At 64.7% G+C, this 17963-nt stretch carries 20 protein-coding genes; 8 read left to right on the top strand and 12 right to left on the bottom strand.

All coding sequences use genetic code 11. The annotated features are described in order from the left end of the window. Positions 1–46: 46 nt before the first annotated feature. Together rocF and NDN16_RS09295 are read left to right on the top strand one after the other, a co-directional pair. Entirely contained in the window at positions 47–976 is a 930-nt protein-coding gene (gene rocF / locus NDN16_RS09300) for an arginase (RefSeq protein ID WP_251113335.1), read from the top strand. Between the two features lie 3 nt (positions 977–979). After that, positions 980–2020, top strand: coding sequence for an ornithine cyclodeaminase (locus NDN16_RS09295; protein WP_251113334.1), 1041 nt, complete (start codon positions 980–982; stop codon positions 2018–2020). Positions 2021–2031: 11 nt separating this feature from the next. On the opposite strand, the gene NDN16_RS09290 is transcribed toward NDN16_RS09295, so the two are convergent. Then, on the bottom strand, positions 2032–2448 hold the full coding sequence (locus NDN16_RS09290; protein WP_251113333.1) for an Lrp/AsnC family transcriptional regulator: 417 nt from the start codon (positions 2446–2448) through the stop codon (positions 2032–2034). A gap of 310 nt (positions 2449–2758) precedes the next feature. Between NDN16_RS09290 and NDN16_RS09285 the strand changes: the two genes are divergently transcribed. Further along, positions 2759–3229 carry a hypothetical protein gene (locus tag NDN16_RS09285; protein ID WP_251113332.1) on the top strand — a complete coding sequence of 157 codons (471 nt, stop codon included), beginning with the start codon at positions 2759–2761 and terminating at the stop codon, positions 3227–3229. A 26-nt stretch (positions 3230–3255) separates the two neighbouring features. Here the strand turns inward: NDN16_RS09285 and NDN16_RS09280 are convergent, their stop codons facing one another. The 6 genes from NDN16_RS09280 to cyoA are packed head-to-tail and all read right to left on the bottom strand — an operon-like array spanning position 3256 to position 8917. Next, positions 3256–3870 (bottom strand): SCO family protein, encoded by a 615-nt coding sequence (locus NDN16_RS09280; RefSeq protein WP_251113331.1) that lies wholly within the window; start codon positions 3868–3870, stop codon positions 3256–3258. Next, a complete protein-coding gene (locus tag NDN16_RS09275) occupies positions 3867–4688 on the bottom strand; it encodes an SURF1 family protein (RefSeq protein ID WP_435301081.1) in 822 nt (273 codons plus the stop codon). Before NDN16_RS09275 ends, NDN16_RS09280 begins: the two co-directional genes overlap by 4 nt. Beyond that, a complete protein-coding gene (cyoD, locus tag NDN16_RS09270; protein WP_251113330.1) occupies positions 4685–5065 on the bottom strand; it encodes a cytochrome o ubiquinol oxidase subunit IV in 381 nt (126 codons plus the stop codon). The genes NDN16_RS09275 and cyoD overlap by 4 nt, the downstream gene beginning before the upstream one ends. After that, entirely contained in the window at positions 5062–5694 is a 633-nt protein-coding gene (gene cyoC / locus NDN16_RS09265; RefSeq protein WP_251113329.1) for a cytochrome o ubiquinol oxidase subunit III, read from the bottom strand. Before cyoC ends, cyoD begins: the two co-directional genes overlap by 4 nt. Before the next feature lie 4 nt (positions 5695–5698). Further along, positions 5699–7702: a cytochrome o ubiquinol oxidase subunit I gene (cyoB, locus tag NDN16_RS09260; RefSeq protein WP_251113328.1), complete on the bottom strand. Its 2004-nt coding sequence runs from the start codon at positions 7700–7702 to the stop codon at positions 5699–5701. Positions 7703–7756: 54 nt separating this feature from the next. Continuing rightward, entirely contained in the window at positions 7757–8917 is a 1161-nt protein-coding gene (gene cyoA, locus NDN16_RS09255) for a ubiquinol oxidase subunit II (protein ID WP_251113327.1), read from the bottom strand. A gap of 205 nt (positions 8918–9122) precedes the next feature. Here cyoA and NDN16_RS09250 point away from each other — a divergent pair, with 205 nt between their 5' ends. Beyond that, entirely contained in the window at positions 9123–10490 is a 1368-nt protein-coding gene (locus NDN16_RS09250) for an MFS transporter (protein WP_251113326.1), read from the top strand. Positions 10491–10512: 22 nt separating this feature from the next. On the opposite strand, the gene NDN16_RS09245 is transcribed toward NDN16_RS09250, so the two are convergent. Beyond that, positions 10513–11043: a response regulator transcription factor gene (locus NDN16_RS09245; RefSeq protein ID WP_353050206.1), complete on the bottom strand. Its 531-nt coding sequence runs from the start codon at positions 11041–11043 to the stop codon at positions 10513–10515. Between the two features lie 2 nt (positions 11044–11045). Further along, positions 11046–12329 (bottom strand): ATP-binding protein, encoded by a 1284-nt coding sequence (locus NDN16_RS09240; protein WP_251113325.1) that lies wholly within the window; start codon positions 12327–12329, stop codon positions 11046–11048. Positions 12330–12534: 205 nt separating this feature from the next. Here NDN16_RS09240 and phnD point away from each other — a divergent pair, with 205 nt between their 5' ends. From phnD to phnE (NDN16_RS09220), 4 genes are read left to right on the top strand one after another with little or no spacing between them, the layout of a single operon-like run. Then, entirely contained in the window at positions 12535–13494 is a 960-nt protein-coding gene (gene phnD / locus NDN16_RS09235; protein WP_251113324.1) for a phosphate/phosphite/phosphonate ABC transporter substrate-binding protein, read from the top strand. A gap of 15 nt (positions 13495–13509) precedes the next feature. Further along, the gene (gene phnC, locus NDN16_RS09230; RefSeq protein WP_251113323.1) at positions 13510–14343 is read left to right on the top strand and encodes a phosphonate ABC transporter ATP-binding protein; all 834 of its coding nucleotides are present in this window, start codon (positions 13510–13512) and stop codon (positions 14341–14343) included. Further along, positions 14340–15149 (top strand): phosphonate ABC transporter, permease protein PhnE, encoded by an 810-nt coding sequence (gene phnE / locus NDN16_RS09225; protein WP_251113322.1) that lies wholly within the window; start codon positions 14340–14342, stop codon positions 15147–15149. Before phnC ends, phnE (NDN16_RS09225) begins: the two co-directional genes overlap by 4 nt. Continuing rightward, the gene (phnE, locus tag NDN16_RS09220) at positions 15149–15961 is read left to right on the top strand and encodes a phosphonate ABC transporter, permease protein PhnE (protein ID WP_251113321.1); all 813 of its coding nucleotides are present in this window, start codon (positions 15149–15151) and stop codon (positions 15959–15961) included. The genes phnE (NDN16_RS09225) and phnE (NDN16_RS09220) overlap by 1 nt, the downstream gene beginning before the upstream one ends. Here phnE (NDN16_RS09220) and NDN16_RS09215 read toward each other — a convergent pair. Genes NDN16_RS09215 through NDN16_RS09205 form a run of 3 tightly spaced genes read right to left on the bottom strand, consistent with a single transcriptional unit; the run spans position 15958 to position 17956 of the window. Then, positions 15958–16443, bottom strand: coding sequence for a DUF1348 family protein (locus NDN16_RS09215; protein ID WP_251113320.1), 486 nt, complete (start codon positions 16441–16443; stop codon positions 15958–15960). The genes phnE (NDN16_RS09220) and NDN16_RS09215 overlap by 4 nt on opposite strands. Before the next feature lie 2 nt (positions 16444–16445). Next, positions 16446–16940, bottom strand: a complete 495-nt coding sequence (gene cynS, locus NDN16_RS09210; RefSeq protein WP_251113319.1) for a cyanase — start codon at positions 16938–16940, stop codon at positions 16446–16448. A 32-nt stretch (positions 16941–16972) separates the two neighbouring features. Further along, complete coding sequence (locus tag NDN16_RS09205; protein ID WP_435301080.1) at positions 16973–17956, bottom strand: ABC transporter ATP-binding protein; 984 nt, start codon at positions 17954–17956, stop codon at positions 16973–16975. Between the last annotated feature and the right edge of the window lie 7 nt (positions 17957–17963).

Raw genomic sequence — 17963 nt, 5'->3', positions numbered from 1 at the left:
GCATCCGGTTGCCATAGCCTGAACTCTGTCGCAGAGGAGGCGTAGCGTGGACCGCAAGAAATGCATTCTCGTCGGCGTGCCGGTTCAGGACGGGGCAGGGCGGCCGGGTTGCGAGATGGGCCCGAGCGCCTATCGCACGGCAGGCCTGCCGGCGGCGCTGGCCGAACTGGGTTTTGCCGTCGAGGACAGGGGAGACCTTCCGCGGCCGTCCGAGGCGCGCGCGCGGCACTCCAACATGGCGCTGAAGCAGCTTGGCCGCGTCAGGGCCTGGACGCAGCAGGCCGAGGCGGCGGCATTCGATGCGGCGGGCGACGGGTTTCCGATCTTCCTGGGGGGAGATCACAGCCTGTCGGCCGGCACGATCGCCGGTTTGAGCCGACGTGCGGCGCGCGAGGAAAAGCCGCTCTTCGTGCTGTGGCTGGACGCCCACCCCGACTATCATACGCTGGAGACGACCACGAGCGGCAATCTCCACGGCGTGCCCATGGGTTACGTGACCGGCCTGCCGGGCTTCGAGCCGCACTTCCCGCCACTTGCCCATCCTGTGCCGCCCGGCCGCGTCTGCATGATCGGCCTGCGGAGCGTCGATGCCGCTGAGCGCGCCGCATTGACGGAGGCAGGGGTGGATGTCAACGACATGCGGGCATTGGACGAACGGGGACTGGCGACGATCCTGTCGGCCTTCCTGCAGCGCGTGGCTGCAGAGGACGGGCTGCTGCATGTCAGCCTGGACGTCGATTTTCTCGATCCCGGCATCGCGCCCGCCGTCGGCACCACGGTTCCGGGCGGCGCCACTTTCCGCGAGGCGCATCTGGCGATGGAGCTTCTGCACGACAGCGGCCTCGTCCGCAGCCTCGACCTTGTGGAACTCAACCCGTTTCTGGACGAGCGGGGCCGCACGGCGCTTCTGATGGTAGACCTGGCCGCCAGCCTGATGGGACGCCGCATCTTCGACAGACCGACCCGGAGTTTCTGACCCATGATGCCGAAACTGAATATCGTGCCGTTCGTCAGCGTCGACAACATGATGAAGCTTGTTCTCTCCATCGGGGTCGAACGCTTTCTGATGGAGCTCGCGGCGTATGTGGAAGAAGATTTCCGCAGGTGGGAATCCTTCGACAAAACGCCGAGGGTCGCCTCGCACAGTGCCGAGGGCGTCATCGAGCTGATGCCGACAAGCGACGGGATCGCCTATGGCTTCAAGTATGTGAACGGCCACCCCAAGAACACGAAGGAAGGGCGGCAGACGGTTACGGCCTTCGGCGTCCTGGCCGACGTATCCAATGGTTATCCGTTGCTTCTGACGGAAATGACGATCCTGACGGCCCTGCGCACCGCCGCGACATCGGCCGTGGCCGCGCGCCATCTGGCGCCGAAAGGCGTGCGCACGATGGCCATTATCGGCAATGGCGCGCAGGCCGAGTTCCAGGCACTGGCGTTCAAGGCGCTGCTGGGCGTCGACAGGCTTCGCCTCTACGACATCGACGGGACGGCAAGCGAGAAGTGCCGCCGCAACCTTGCCGGTTTCGGCTTCGACATCCACGTCGCGGCCAGCACCGAGGACGCCGTCGAAGGCGCCGGCATCGTCACCACGGTCACGGCCGACAAGCAGTACGCCACCATCCTGACCGACAATCTCGTCGGGGCCGGCATTCATATCAATGCCGTGGGCGGCGATTGCCCGGGCAAGACGGAGCTTCATGCGGACATACTCCGCCGCTCGGAGATCTTCGTCGAATACCCGCCGCAGACCCGGGTCGAGGGCGAGATCCAGCAGCTTCCCGCGGACTATCCGGTGCGGGAGCTCTGGCGTGTCATCGCGGGGCTGGACGAAGGCCGCACGGATGCGGCGCAGATCACGCTCTTCGACTCCGTCGGTTTCGCGACGGAGGATTTTTCGGCGCTGCGCTATGTCCGGGACCGGCTGGGTGGGACGGACTTCTTCGAGGAGCTCGACATGCTGGCCGATCCCGACGAGCCGCGAGACCTGTTCGGCATGCTGCTGCGGGCCGCCGCCTGAACGCCCCCCGCTCAGGCGGAACTGAGGAGGATGCTGGTTTCGCTGTTCAGAATGCCGTCGATCGCGCGCACTTCGCGCAGCACCCGGTCGAAATCGCGCAGGTCGGCCGCGCGGATTTCGTCGACAAGGTCCCACGCGCCGTTTGTCGTGTGCAGGGCGTGCAGCTCGGGCAGCCCGTGCAGCCGCTTGATGATGGTGTCCGTACGCCGTCCGGCGACTTCGATCATCATGACTGCGCGGATCGCCTCGCGATCGTGGTCCTGCCGAACCCGGACGGTGAACCCCAGCACGGCCCCGCCATCGATGAGCTTGTCCAGCCTTGCCTGCACCGTCGCGCGCGAAACGCCGAGGATGTCGGCCAGCTTGGACACCGGCGCGCGGCCATCCGTCCTCAGCGCGGCCACCAGCTTTCGGTCGAGTTGGTCCATCCTGCTTCGCATCCTGGTAGCCGCGCACTTCCGCCGAACGTCTTGTTGGCGGGCCATCCAAACGCCGTCAAGCGCGATCAGTCTTGACGGCATAAAAGAAAGATATATAAGTAGAATGAATTTCGAGGAAGCGAATGTCATTCAAGCTCAAGAGGCCTCAGGCTGCGCCTGTTGCTACCGCCCCCGTCAAGGTCGAGGGGCGGTTACCGGCGGTATGGACTCTGACGTTCCCTGACGGAACGACGCGACGCGTGGTCCGAAGTGACATCATCGCGCGCGCTCTACGGTCTGCTGTCACGCCGAAGTAAGCATGAGCGAGATTGCATCCGCCTACAGTCGTGCTTTCGAGAATATGGTTCACAACGGCCCGGACGACGTCGTGGGCCTTCTGGCCTATGCGCTTTACAAGCAGCATATCCGCGAAGAGGCCGCGCAGGGGCAAGTGACCGAGGCAGGGCGCCGCAACCCCACCAGCCGAATGGTCGCTACCTTTCGCGCGTCGGCAGACAATCTTCTCGGAAAATTCGCAGAAGAGGCGATCCGGCTCTCCGAATTCGATCGGGAGAAATCCGCGACCTTACAGCGTCTGGATGCAGTCGAGAGCAACGTCAAGGCTCATGTCACAGATGCTCAGCCAAGCTTTCTGGCCCAGATCGCGATGAGCATCATAGGGTGGCTTGCATCGCTTGCGGTAACGATCGTCATTGTTGCAGGCTTGAGAAGCTCGGAAGTTCTCAGCCAGGTCACCGCGAAAATAGTCGCCTTTCTGACCGGGCTGTGACCTGCCATATCGGGTAAGGAACCGCGTCAGCGGTTTGCCGCGACCCGGCCCGATGCACCGTCCTTCAGCAGCAGGTCGCGAATGCGGGCAACGGCGTCCTCCATCGTCACCTCATAGGGCAGCATGCCTTTCAGCCGTCCGTCGGCCCCGACCAGGAACACCGACATCGTATGGCTCATGCTGTAGCTTTCGCCCGCCGCGTTTTCGCTCGCCGTGACGAGCCAGGCGTCCAGAACCTTCCGCATTTCCGCCTTGTCCCCGGTGATGCCGGTGATCCGGTCCGAAAAGGCCTCGACATACGGCCCCAGCACTTCGGGCGTGTCCCGCTCCGGATCGATGGTGAAGAACAGCGCCTGAAGCCGGTCGCCCTCCGCCCCCAGCTCATGCAGCCATCCCGACATCTCGTACAGCGTCGTCGGGCACACTTCCGGGCAGTGCGTGTAGCCGAAGTAGACAAGCGAGGGACGCCCCTTGAAGACCGTCTGGTCCACGCTTTCGCCGCGCGTGCTCGTCAGTTGGAAGGGCGCGTCGGGCTTGCCGCTGGGCCGGGCGATGGCGGTGTAGGCCAGAACGCCGACCAGAAACGACATGAGCGTCGCCAGTCCGCCGATCGCCAGAAGGCGGTTGGATCGAGAGGTCATGGGCGGCTCCCGTTCGATGAGGCGAGGGGTGCGCCTTGGGCGTGCCGGCCGGCGGCGGATCGCCGGCGGCGCGAGTCGTCCATCAGGACATAGGCGGTCGCGCCCGCGACGATGGCGGCAAGGCCGAACCAGGTGAGCGCATAGACGAGATGCGAGTTGCGAAAGGAGACGACCGTCAGCCCACCGACGGGCAGGCCGCCGCTATTGGGCGTGGCGTCGGCATCGACGAAATAGGGCTGCGCGTCGATCAGACCGTGCGCTTGCACGATGGCCGCCACATCGCGGGAGAACCACCGCGCGGCTAGCGGGTCGTTGCTGCGCAGGAAGCCGCCATCCGGTTCGCTCAGGCGGACCAGGCCGGTAACCTCGACCGTGCCGTCGCGCTGGCCCGCGGTGCGGCTTTCCTGTGCGCGCCGGTCGCCGGGCACGAAGCCGCGATTGACGAGAACCGTTCCGCCCGAGGCCAGAGACAGGGGCGTCATCACCCAGAAACCCGGCCCCTGCTCGGTGACGGCCTGCACCAATGTCTCTTCCTTGTGGCGAAAGGCGCCTTGCAGGACGACATGCCGATACTCGTCACGCCATGGATCGAAGGGCGGTTGCCCCTCGGTGCCTGGTGCAGCGGTGGGCGCGGCATGAATGCGCGCATCGACGCGCTCGATGAGGTCGAGCTTCCAGTACAGCCGCTCGACCTGCCAGATTCCGAGCGAAACGAAGCCAAGGGCCAGAAGAGCTCCGCAGGCGGCCACCACGGCGCTGCGGCGCCGGGAGGCGACGGGCACGGACGGCGTTCCGGCCTGTGGCGCAGGATGGGTCACGGCGTGTTGCTGACCTCGCCCATCGGCATCATGTTGGTGTTGAGGTGGTACATGACCCAAAGCGAGCCGGCCAGCATGATCACCGTGATGACCACGGTGAAGATGAGGGCAAGCATGTTCCAGCCGCCTTCCGAATGCGTGTTCATATGCAGGAAGTAGATCATGTGGACCACGATCTGCACGACGGCGAACCCCATGATGAGGAAAGCCGTCATCTGCGGCGATATGCCGAAATCGCGCATCGCCAGCAGGAACGGGATCGCGGTCAGTACGACCGAGAGGCCGAAGCCGATCATGTAGCCGCGGATCGTGCCATGTGCCGCGGCATCGTGATGGTGGCCGTCGGCGGCGTGGGCGGAGTGCTTGTGATCGCTCATGACAAAGAGCCTATCAGGTAGACGAAGGAGAAGACGCCGATCCAGACGACGTCGAGGAAATGCCAGAACATGGACAGGCACATCAGGCGTCGCCGGTTTGCGGCGATGATGCCGCGCTGGCCGATCTGCACCATGAGGACGGTGAGCCAGATGCAGCCGAACAGGACGTGCAGCCCGTGCGTGCCGACCAGGGTGAAGAAGGCCGACAGGAACGCGCTGCGCTGCGGGCCGGCCCCGATCTCGATCAGGTGGTGGAACTCGTAGATTTCCAGCCCGAGGAAGACGAGGCCGAGAACCAGCGTGACGCCGAGCCATGTCATCATCGCCTTCTGGCGTGCGTTCTGCATGGCGATCATGGCCATGCCGAAGGTGAGTGACGACAGAAGCAGCATCGACGTGGCGATGGCGACGAGGTTGAGGTCGAACAGGTCGGCGCCGGAAGGGCCGGCCGCAAAGGACCGGCTGTAGACGCCGAAGCAGGCGAAGAGGACCGCGAAGATGAGACAGTCGCTCATCAGGTAGATCCAGAAGCCCAGCATCGTGCCGCCGTCGGACTCGCCGTGATGCTCCTCTTCGAGGACGTAGAAGTCGACGGCCTCGGCGGTGGCTGCGGTTTGTGCGTTCACCATCGTATCAGGCTCCGGCTGCGAGGGCTTTGGTGCGGCGGTTCTCTTCCTCGGCCACCGTGTCGACGGGGATGTAGTAATCCCAGTCGTAGTTGAAGGTGTGCGCGATGGCGAGAACGAGGATCGCGGCGAAGCTGACGGCGGCGAGCCACCAGATATACCATACCATCGCGAAGCCGAAGGCCAGCGCCAGGCCCGACAGGATGATGCCCGTGCCGGTGTTGCGCGGCATGTGGATGGGCATGAAGCCCTTGACCGGGCGCTCATGGCCGCGGCGCTTCATGTCCCACCACGCGTCCTGATCGTGGACCACGGGCGCGAAGGCGAAGTTGTAGGCCGGCGGCGGCGATGACGTCGCCCACTCCAGCGTACGGCCGCCCCACGGATCGCCCGTCACGTCCTTCAGCTTTTCGCGGTCGCGGATGCTGACATAGATCTGCACCAGGAAGGAGGCGATGCCGATGGCGATCAGCACCGCGCCGAAGGCGGCGATGACGAACCAGATCTGCAGCGACGGATCGTCGAAATGGTTGACGCGGCGCGTGACGCCCATCAGCCCCAGCACGTAGAGCGGCGTGAAGGCGAACCAGTAGCCGACCAGCCAGAACCAGAAGCTCATCTTGCCCCAGAACGGATCGAGGCGGAAACCGAAGGCCTTTGGGAACCAGTAGTTGATGCCGGCGAAGAGGCCGAAGACGACGCCGCCGATGATGACGTTATGGAAGTGCGCCACCAGGAACAGCGAGTTGTGCAGCACGAAATCCGCCGGCGGCACGGCCAGCAGCACGCCCGTCATGCCGCCCACGGTAAAGGTGACCATGAAGCCGACGGTCCACAGCATCGGCACGTCGAAGCGGATGCGCCCCCTGTACATGGTGAACAGCCAGTTGAATATCTTGGCCCCTGTCGGGATCGAGATGATCATCGTGGTGATGCCGAAGAACGAGTTGACCGTCGCTCCGGCGCCCATGGTGAAGAAGTGGTGCAGCCATACGAGGTAGGAGAGGATGGTGATGACCACAGTCGCGTAGACCATCGACACGTAGCCGAAGAGACGCTTGCCGGAATAGGTCGACACGACCTCCGAGAAGATGCCGAAGACCGGCAGGATGAGGATGTAGACTTCCGGATGGCCCCATATCCACACGAGGTTCACGTACATCATCGGATTGCCGCCGAGATCGTTCGTGAAGAAATTCGTGCCGACATAGCGGTCGAGCGTCAGCAGCGTGATGACGACGGTGAGCACCGGAAAGGAAGCGACGATGAGCACGTTGGTGCACAGCGACGTCCAGGTGAAGATGGGCATCTGCATCATGCCCATGCCCTTGGCGCGCATCTTGACGATGGTCACGATCAGGTTGATGCCCGACAGGGTCGTCCCTATGCCCGCTATCTGAAGCGCCCAAAGATAATAATCCACGCCGACGCCGGGACTGTAGGCCGCCCCGGACAAGGGCGGGTAGGCCAGCCAGCCGGTGCGGGCGAATTCGCCCACGAACAGCGACACCATCACCAGCGCGGCGCCGGCGGCCGTCAGCCAGAAGGACAGGTTGTTCAGGAAGGGGAAGGCGACGTCGCGCGCGCCGATCTGCAGCGGCATGACATAGTTCATGAGGCCCGTCACCAGCGGCATGGCGACGAAGAAGATCATGATGACGCCGTGCGCGGTGAAGATCTGGTCGTAGTGGTGCGGCGGCAGGAACCCTTCGTTGGCGCCGAAGGCCATGGCCTGCTGCGCACGCATCAGAAGCGCGTCCGAAAAGCCGCGCAGGAGCATCACGATGGCCAGGATCACATACATGATGCCGATCTTCTTGTGATCGACGGACGTGAACCATTCCTTCCAGAGGTAGCCCCATAGGCGATACTTGGTCAGGGCGTACAAGAGCGCCAGCCCGAGGACGGCGACGCCTGCGAAGGTCGTCACCAGGATCGGGTCGTAATAGGGGATCGCTCCGAGGCTGAGACGCCCGAAGATCAGTTCCGTAAGGCCCGTATTGGATTCCATGGCTCGGTTCGTTCCTTGCGCGTTCGGGGTACGGGCCGCCGGCCCGGCGATCTTCTAGTTGAGCTGGTCCGGTGCGGCGGTACCCGTGTCCGGGTTGTCGCCGCGCTGGCCTTCATGCGGTGCGGTATCGCCGCTTTCCGTCTCGTCGGAGCGCGGCAGGCGGTCGGTGGCGGGGAAGGTGGCGCCCGGCGCCTCGGCGCCGTCTCCTGCCCCGACATAGCCTGAAGGGCCATGCCCGTGCTGCGTGCCGTGAATGCGGTTGGCGTCGTACATCAGCCGGTCCATGTTGGCGAGGCTGTCGATGCCGCCGCCGCCCTGCATGTCGATGTGCATCATCTCGTCGGCGCACATGCGGCCGGGCTCGACGCACATGTTCAGCACGGCCTGGAACAGGCCGGCATCGACTTGCGAGAAGTAATGGACGGGCTCGAGCTCGCTGGGTTGCTCTATCTCCAGGTAGCGCTCGCGCGTCAGCGGCTGGCCCTCGGCGCGCACCCGCTCGACCCAGGCGTCGAAATCGCCTTCCGAAAGTCCCAGGAACTGGAAATGCATGTTGGAGAAGCCGGGGCCGGAATAGTTGGAGGCGATGCCCTGGTAGGTGCCTTCCTGGTTGATGACGGCGTGAAGCTGCGTCTGCATGCCCGGCATGGCGTAGATCATGCCGGACAGCGCCGGGATGTAGAAGGAGTTCATGATGGACGAGGAGGTCAGCCGGAAATTGATGGGAGTATCCACCGGCGCCGCGAGCTGGTTGACCGTCGCTATGCCGAGCTCGGGGTAGATGAACATCCATTTCCAGTCCAGCGCCACCACCTGGACGGTGATCGTCGGGGTCTCTTCCGTCACGGGGCGATCCGGTCCGATGCGGCTGAGCGGACGATAGGGATCGAGCAGATGGGTGAACAGCCAGGTCATCGCGCCGAGCGCGATGATGATGAGCAGCGGCGCCGTCCAGATGATGACTTCCAGCTTGGTGGAGTGGTTCCATTCCGGATCGTAGTCCTCGCGCTTCGCGGCCGCGCGATAGCGCCAGGCGAAGAAGAGCGTGAAGCAGATCACCGGCACGATGATCAGCAGCATCAGGCCCGTCGACCAGAGGATCAGGCTTGCCTGACGCGAGGCGACGTCACCGGCCGGATTCATGACGATCATGTTGCAGCCGCCGAGGAACAGCAGCGGCAACAGGAGAAGAAGGCGGAACGGTTTCGAAGGCAAATCTTGAGTCCCCGGCCTGAGCGTCTGGTAGCCTGCCTGTAAGTCTTTGGCGGCAGGTGAGGGATTGGACGTTTTGTCCACCCCCCACCCCTTTGACCTCGGTGCGCGCGTGCGACTATTGGGCAGTGGTGGAAAGCATTATAGGCTGTATGCGGAACCGAAACAGCCTAGGGTCTATTCCGAGATATCTGAAGGAGGCTCGTGCATGAGCTCGACTACCGTGCAGACGGGTTCATCGACGCAGGCGGAACGTCATGCGCGGCAGGCTTCGGGGGCAAAGGACCACAAGTCGCACGTATCGCCGGGCGAAATGGCGCTCGCCGTCATCATCGGCCGCTCTTCCGAGGCGTTCGACTTCTTCGTCTTCGGCATAGCCTGCGTGCTCGTGTTTCCGGCCATCGTGTTTCCCTTTGCCGATCCGGTGGTGGGCACGATCTATTCCTTCGCGGTGTTCAGCCTTGCCTTCATCGCCCGTCCGATCGGCTCCATCCTGTTCATGTCGGTCGACCGCGAGCATGGCCGCAGCACCAAGCTGACCATCGCGCTGTTCCTTCTGGGCGGCTCCACCGCCGCCATCGCCTTCCTGCCCGGTTACGAGACCATCGGCGGATATGCGATCGCGGCGCTGATCCTGTTCCGCCTCGGACAGGGCTTCGCGCTCGGCGGCGCATATGACGGGCTCGCGTCCCTTCTCGCGCTCAACGCGCCGGAGCGCCATCGCGCCTGGTATGCGATGATGCCCCAGCTCGGCGCACCCATCGGCTTCATCGTCGCGAGCGGCCTGTTCGCCTTCTTCTACCTGAACCTGTCCGAAGGGGATTTCCTCGGTTGGGGCTGGCGCTACCCGTTCTTCGTCGCCTTCACCATCAACGTGGTGGCGCTGTTCGCCAAGCTGCGCCTGATCGCCACCCCGGAATACGCCGAACTCTACGAGAGCACCCATCTGGCGCCGACGCGGGTTTCCAAGCTGGTCGAGAGCCGCGGCGCGGAAGTGATCGTCGGAGCCTTCGTGCCGCTGGCCAGCTTCGCGCTTTTCCACCTCGTCACGATCTTCCCGATCTCCTACATCGAGCTGTATTCCAACCGTTCCATCGGCGAGTTCCTCCTGACGCAGCTCGCCGGAGCGGCCATCGCCCTCGTCTGCGTCATGGCGTCGGGCACGATCGCCGACCGCATCGGCCGGCGCAAGCATCTCGGCTATTGCGCGGCGGCCATCGCTGCCTTCAGCATCGCCACGCCCTTCCTGTTCGCCGCCGGTTATCCCGGGCAGACGGCCTTCATCCTGATCGGCTTCGCCTTGCTGGGGTTGTCGCACGGTCAGGCGGCCGGGGCGGTCGCATCCAATTTCGCGAACCGCGACCGCTATACGGGCTCGGCCATCACCTCCGATCTTTCATGGCTGATCGGCGCCGGGTTCGCGCCCCTGGTGGCCCTGCTTCTCACCTCGCGGTTCGGCGTCGGCGCCATCGGCCTCTATCTGATGTCGGGCGCGATCTGCACGCTTGCGGCCCTGTGGTTCAACCGCAACCGCCGCGCCAGCGAATTGTCCGGCCCGTCGCCGGACGGCGCCTGATCGGGGGAAGCCATGCGGCAGGTCAGCGAACCTGCCGCTTTTCCAGCTTGCGCGCCAGGGTGCGGCGATGCATGCCGAGCCGCCGCGCCGTTTCCGAGATATTGAAATCGGCTTCCACCAATGTCTGGTGGATGCGTTCCCATTCCAGGTTTTTCAGCGATGTCGGCCGGCCGTCCACGGCAACGCTTGCATCGCCCTCGTCGCGATGGAAGGCGAGCTCGATGTCGTCGGTGTTTGCCGGCTTCGGCAGGTAATGGCTTGCGCCGAGCTTCACCGCCTCGACGGCGGTGGCTATGCTGGCGAAGCCCGTCAGCACCACGATGCGCATGTCCGGATCGTGCATATGCAGGCGCTTGACGCAATCGAGGCCGGATCGGCCGACGAGCTTCAGATCGACCACCGCGAAATCGGGCGATGCGCCGTCAAGGAAACGCTCCATCGCATCGTAATCCGCCACATGCGCAACCTCGTATTCGCGCCGCTCGAAAGAGCGCTTCAGCGCTTTCGCAAGCGCCATGTCGTCCTCGACGATCAGTAATGCACCCTTGGACACGTCTATTGCCCTTTCCCGATGGAAGACAATGGCAGGCGCAGGACGACGGTCGTACCGCCGCCATCGCCGGCGTTGCGCGCTTCGAGCGTTCCGCCCAGCTTGCGCACCACATTGCTGACGAGGAACAGGCCCAGCCCCGCGCCCGGCCGTCCCTTGGTTGAAACATAGGGACGACCGAGCGATTCCAGAACCTCGGGCGAGAAACCGGGTCCATCGTCCGAAACGGTCGTCAGCACGTGATCCCCGTCGCGCGAAAGGGTTACCGTTATGGTGCGCCGCGACGCCTCGAGCGCGTTGTCGAGAAGGTTGAAGACGACCTGTCGCAGCGCCAGGTCGACGACCATCGGCTGGTCGGGAGCGAAGTCGTTGAAATAGGTCAGCCTACGTGCCGCCCCGATGCGGCTCCAGTCCGCGATGAGATCGTCGAAGAAGGCCCGCACGGTGGTTCGCACCGTGCCTTCGCCCCGCGTCTGGCCGGCCGAGGTCAGGATACTGGAGACGATGGTCTTGCACCGGTCCAGCTGGGCTTCCGCCTCTTCGAGTTCCTCGATGATGCCCGGGTCGGAGCGAAAACCGTCCGCACGGCGCCAGTCGTTCATGATGACGGACAGCGTCGCCAGGGGCGTGCCGAGCTCGTGGGCGGCGCCGGAGGCCAGAAGGCCGATGCGCACGATATGGTCTTCCTCTACCGCCTGCCGCCTCAGTTCGGCGACGCGGGCGTCGCGGGCGGCGAGGTTGCCGTTGATCCGGATGATCAGATAGGTCAGCAGGACGGCGACCAGCAGAAAGCAGATGAACAGTCCCTGCACATGCAGACTCGCGATGGCGAGCTCGCCCTCGTGCGGAATGTCGATGGGCCGGTAGACGATCGACAGGGCGACGAAGCACCCGGTGGCGACGACCACGAGCGCCCACGCGTACGAGCCGGCCAGGAGCACGGCGCCGATGATGACCTGCAGCAGGAACAGGGAAATGAACGGATTCAGCGCCCCGCCGCTGAGATAGAGCTGGGCGCTGAGCGCAGTCACGTCGAGCAGCAATTGCGCGAACAATTCCCGGTTGGATACGGCCGGGCTGCGCTGGTAGCGCAGGAAGCTTGCGATGTTCACCGCCGCCAGCAGCGCCAGCACCGAGCACATCTCCTGCATGGGCAGGCCGATGCCCAGCCGGAAATGCACGAAGAGGATGGTGAACACCTGGCCGGCGACCGCTATCCAGCGCAGTTGGATCAGCAGCAGCAGATTGCTGCGGTTGGCGACCTCCGTCGCGGAACTCTGGGGCCGCATGGGACGCACCTCGGATAGCTGCCGGCAGGGCAGGGCATGGCGCAATTGCCGGCGCTTGTCAAAACGCCTGGCAGCGAACCACACGACAGCGTGATCGGCTGTTGATCGCGATTGCGTCCGCCGTGCGGGCGTTTGTCATGCGGCTGTAATCCACCCTTGGTTTTACGCGGCCCTCGCACCTTCCGGACAGTTCCACAGGATCGCCATGAAAACCTATCTGACCGCTCTTGCCGCAGGCGCCGCCCTCGCGCTGGTGTCCACCACGGGCGCCTTCGCCCAGTTCGCACTCGACGGCCGTTTCACGGATGCCGACGGCGACATGATCGCCGATATCCCGACCGACGAGACGCAGCTCGTCGACCCCGATACCCTGGTGTTCGCCTATACCCCGGTGGAGGATCCCTCGATCTATGTCGATGTCTGGGACGATTTCCTGAAGCACCTTGAGGAAAAGACGGGCAAGAGCGTCCAGTTCTTCCCGGTCCAGTCCAATGCGGCGCAGCTCGAGGCCATGCGCGCAGGCCGCCTGCACATTGCCGGCGTCAATACCGGCGGCAACCCGCTGGCGGTCGCCTGCGCAGGCTTCCGGCCCTTCGCCATGATGGCGGCCGAGGACGGAACCTATGGCTACGAGATGGAGATCATCACGCATCCGGATTCGGGCGTGGAAGAGGTCGCCGACCTTGCCGGCAAGACGGTCGCCTTCACCTCCGAAACCTCGAACTCCGGTTACAAGGCGCCTTCGGCGCTCCTGGCCAGCCAGTTCGACCTGACGGCAGGCGACGATTTCCAGACGGCATTCTCCGGCGCGCACGACAATTCCATCCTGGGCGTCGCCAACAAGGATTACGATGCGGCCGCCATCGCCAATTCGGTGAAGGGCCGGATGATCGAACGTGGCGTCGTGCAGGAAGAGCAGCTCCGCACGATCTATACGTCCGACAGCTTCCCCACCACGGGCTATGGCGTCGTCTACAATCTGAAGCCCGAGCTGCAGGAGCAGATCCGCGATGCCTTCTTCTCGTTCGACTGGGCCGGAACGGGCCTTGCGGCCGAGTTCGGCCCGCAGGGCGAAGAGAAGTTCATGCCCATTACCTTCAAGGAGCATTGGAGCGTCATCCGCGACATCGACGCGGCGATGAACGTCTCCTACACCTGCTCCTGAGCTCCGGGTCCGACCATGCTGCGTATCGAGGCACTGGAAAAGCGCTACCGGACGGGGGACCTCGCCATCGGCGGGGTCTCCCTGACGGTCTCCCGGGGGCAGGTCGTTGGCCTGATCGGCCCGTCCGGGGCCGGAAAGTCGACGTTGATCCGCTGCGTCAACCGGCTGGTCGAGCCTACGGCCGGGCGGATATACCTGGGCGATACGGAGCTGACGCGGCTCGGCGGCCGCCAACTCAGACGCGCCCGCCGGCGCATCGGCATGATCTTCCAGGACTATGCGCTGGTGGAACGGCTGACGGTCATGGAAAACGTCCTGTCCGGCCGGTTGGGCTACGTGCCCTTCTGGCGTTCGTTTCTGCGCCGCTTTCCGGGCGACGACGTCGAGCGCGCCTTCGCGCTCATCGACCGCGTCGGTCTTCTCGACCATGTCGACAAGCGCGCCGACGCTCTCTCGGGCGGCCAGCGCCAGCGTGTCGGCATCGCGCGGGCGCTGGCGCAGGAGCCCGAACTGCTTCTGGTGGACGAGCCGACGGCCTCGCTCGATCCGCGGACGTCGCGGCAGATCATGCGTCTCATCCGCGCCATATGCGCCGAGCGTAGCCTGCCGGCCATCGTGAACATCCACGATGTGCTTCTGGCCCGCGCCTTCGTCGACAGGATCGTCGGCCTCCGCGCCGGCGTCGTCGTCTTCGACGGCGCACCGGACGAGCTGACCGACGACGTCCTGACGGTGATCTACGGGGAGGAAGACTGGAAGGCGCTGCGCGGCGAAGAGGGAGACGAGACGGAAAGTCCGGCGCCCGACTTCGCCGTCGCGTCCCTTCGGCGGCAGGAGGCGCTGGCATGACCGTCGCATCCGCCCATGCGCGGACATGGCGAAGGCCGCCTCTGTTCATCCAGGCGCGCGCGACGCGCCTGATCGTTTATGGCGGCATCGGCATCTATCTGGTGCTTGCCCTCGCGTCCGTCGATGTGAACTGGGCGCGGGTAGCCGAGGGGCTGGAGCGCGGCCAGCGGTTCGTGTCCGCCTTCCTCTCGCCCGACTTCACCTCGCGCTGGCGCGATATCAGCCAGGGGCTGGCCGAGAGCCTGACGATGACGTTCTGCGCAACCATCGTCGGCATTCTGGTTTCCGTTCCCATCGGCATCGGCGCCGCACGCAACATCGCGCCCCTTCCGGTCTACTGGGCATGCCGGGGTATCATCGCCGTCAGCCGTGCCTTCCAGGAGATCATCATCGCCATCCTGTTCGTGGCCATGGTCGGATTCGGCCCGCTGGCCGGTTTCCTGACGCTGGCCTTCGCCACGATCGGTTTTCTGGCCAAGCTTCTGGCCGAAGATATCGAGGAAATCGATCCTCGGCAGGTGGAGGCCATCCGCGCAACGGGCAGCTCGTGGCGGCAGGAGATCAACTATGCCGTGCAGCCACAGGTAATGCCGCGCGTCGTCGGCCTGTCGCTCTACCGCTTCGACATCAACTTCCGCGAATCCGCCGTCATCGGCATCGTGGGCGCGGGCGGCGTCGGCGCGACGCTCAACACCGCAATGGAGCGCTACGACTACGATACGGCCGCCGCCATTCTTCTGATCATCATCGCCATCGTGATGATGGCCGAATATCTGTCTTCCTTCATCCGCAAGCGGGTTCAATGATGACCGGACCTTCACGCCCGGCGCCCGTCTGGCGCAAGCGCACCACTGCCGCCGAATGGCTGCAATGGCTTTGCTGGGCGGCGCTCGCCGCCTTCTTCGTCTGGTGCTGGCAGGTGATGAACCGGAATACGATCTGGGCCTTCGCCCTGGATGCGCCGTCGCAGGGCGCGCAACTGGTCGCACGGGCGTTTCCGCCGCGCTGGGATTATGCCGGCCAGCTCATGGGCCCCTTGTGGGATACGATCAACATCGCGACGCTCGGGACGCTTCTGGGTTCGGTGCTGTCCGTGCCGGTCGCGTTTCTCGCCGCATCCAACACGACGCCGAGCGCCGCCTTCCTGCGGCCCCTGGCGTTGCTGGTCATCGTCGCCTCCCGCTCGATCAACTCCCTGATCTGGGCGCTGGTGCTGGTCGTCATCTTCGGGCCCGGGCTTCTCGCCGGCATCCTGGCCATCGCGCTCCGCTCCATCGGCTTCATATCCAAACTGATCTACGAGGCGATCGAGGAGATCGACGAAGGCCAGGTCGAGGCGGTCCGCGCAACCGGCGCCGGTACGGCGCAGCTTCTGGATTATGCGGTGGTGCCGCAGGTGCTGCCCACCTTCATGGGTGTGACCGTGTTCCGCTGGGACATCAACATCCGCGAATCCGCCATCCTCGGTCTTGTCGGGGCCGGCGGCATCGGAATGCAATTGCAAAGCTCTCTCAACATGCTGGCCTGGAGCCAGGTGTCGGTGATCTTCGCCCTGATCCTCGCCACCGTCTTCCTATCGGAATGGGTGTCGGCCAAAGTCCGTCACGCGATCCTTTAAAGGCCGAGGTCGGACAGTCCCGGATGATCGTCCGGGCGGCGGGCGCCCTCCCAGCGGAACAGGCGCTCGTGCTCCGATATCTGCACGTCGTTGATGGAGGCCTCGCGGCGCTCCATCAGGCCTTCGGCATCGAATTGCCATTGCTCGTTGCCATGGCTGCGGAACCACCGGCCGTCCGCGTCGTGCCACTCGTAGGCAAAACGCGCCGCAATGCGATTGCCGTGGAAGGCCCAGACCTCCTTGATGAGGCGATAATCCAGTTCCCGCTGCCATTTGCGGCTCAGGAAGGCGACGATCGCCTCGCGCCCCTGCAGGAACTCGGACCGGTTCCGCCACCGGGAGTCCGCCGTGTAGGCCATCGCCACGGCGGCCGGATCGCGTCCGTTCCAGGCATCTTCGGCCCGCCGTGCCTTGATGCTCGCGGTCCCGGCATCGAAGGGGGGAAGCGGCGGGCGCGCTTCGGCCGGGACCTGCGAGCGCATCGTCAGGCGTCCTTCTGCCTGTATCCGAGGGCCGGGCAGCCTTCTTCCGGCTGATGGTACCGGTAGGGCAGGAACTTGCCCGACATGGTGATGCGCACCCGGTCGCCCGCCTCGTTCGGCTCGCGTTCCATCTGCAGGTCGAAGTCGATGGCCGACATGATGCCGTCGCCGAACTCCTCATGGATATATTCCTTCATCGTCGGGCCGAAGACCATCATCGCCTCGTGAAAGCGGTAGAGGGTCGGATCGGTCGGCGGGACGAGGCTCTGCTCGGCACGATACGGAACCTCGCCCAGCATCTTCTGCTCGTTCTCGCTCAGGCCGAACAGCGCGGCCGCCTTGGCGGCCTGCGGGGCCGGCAGGCGCATCTGCCCCATCAACGCCGTCATGATGTAGAGCTGGGAGTAGCCGCCGATCTCTTCCGCGATGGCTTTCCAGGTCAGGTTCTTCTCACGCTTCACGTCGAAGATCTTCTCGACGAGTTCGATACGCTTCATCGGTAGGGTCCTTTGCATGGGTCGGGGGGTATTCAGGAGGCGGCGCGACCGCCGTCCTCGGCCTCGGCGGCGATGACCGCCGAGGGCACGGCGTCGCCGATGGGCTGGACCAGCGGCGGCGTCCTTCCGTTCCACTCCAGCCCGCCTGCCAACTCCTGGGCGAAGGTGGCCGAGCGGGTCACGAGGAAGTCCATCAGGTGATTGCGCAGCTCGTAATAGCCGGGCAGCCTGTGGAGGTCGTTGCGCATGCGGTCCCGCGGGAGCGTGTTCCGCACGATCTCGGCGACATGCGCCCCGGGCCCGTTCGTCATCAGCACGATCTTGTCGGCCAGGTAGATGGCCTCGTCCACATCGTGGGTGATCATCATCACCGTCTGGTCCGACGAGACGCAGATGCGGCGCACCTCGTCCTGCAGGGTGCCCCGCGTCAGCGCGTCGAGCGCCGAGAACGGCTCGTCCATCAGCAGCGTCTTCGGCTCGATGGACAAGGCGCGGGCAATGCCGACGCGCTGCTTCATCCCGCCGGAAAGCTCCGCCGGCTTGCGGCCGGCGGCCGGCCCGAGACCGACGAGTTCGATGAAGCGCATGGCATGCTCGCGCACCCTTGCCCCGGACCAGTCGGGGTGGCGGGCGGAAACGGCATAGGCGACATTGCCGAGCACGCTCATCCATGGCAGCAGCGCGTGGCCCTGGAAGATCACGGCCCGGTCGAGGGAGGGCCCGGAAATCTCCTTTCCGTCGACGATGACGACGCCTTCCGACGGCTGGTCCAGCCCGGCCAGGATGTTGAGTACGGTCGTCTTGCCGCAGCCGGAATGACCGATGATGCAGACGAATTCGCCCCGGTCGATCGGCAGCCACAGATCCTCGAAGATGGTGAGGTCGCCTTCGCCCTTGCGCGGGTAGCGCTTGGCGATGCCTTCGATGGAGATCAGTCGTTTCGACGGCATGGGCTTTTCCGTCCTCTTGCCTTCTGTTGGCGGGCGCTTGCGCCCGATGGGCAGGATGTTGCTCATGGTCGAC

This window comes from Aureimonas altamirensis (genome assembly GCF_023702225.1).
Taxonomy (GTDB): domain Bacteria; phylum Pseudomonadota; class Alphaproteobacteria; order Rhizobiales; family Rhizobiaceae; genus Aureimonas; species Aureimonas altamirensis_B.
The sequence above is the reverse complement of the archived record's forward strand: the minus strand, read 5'-3'. Positions and strand labels throughout refer to the sequence as shown.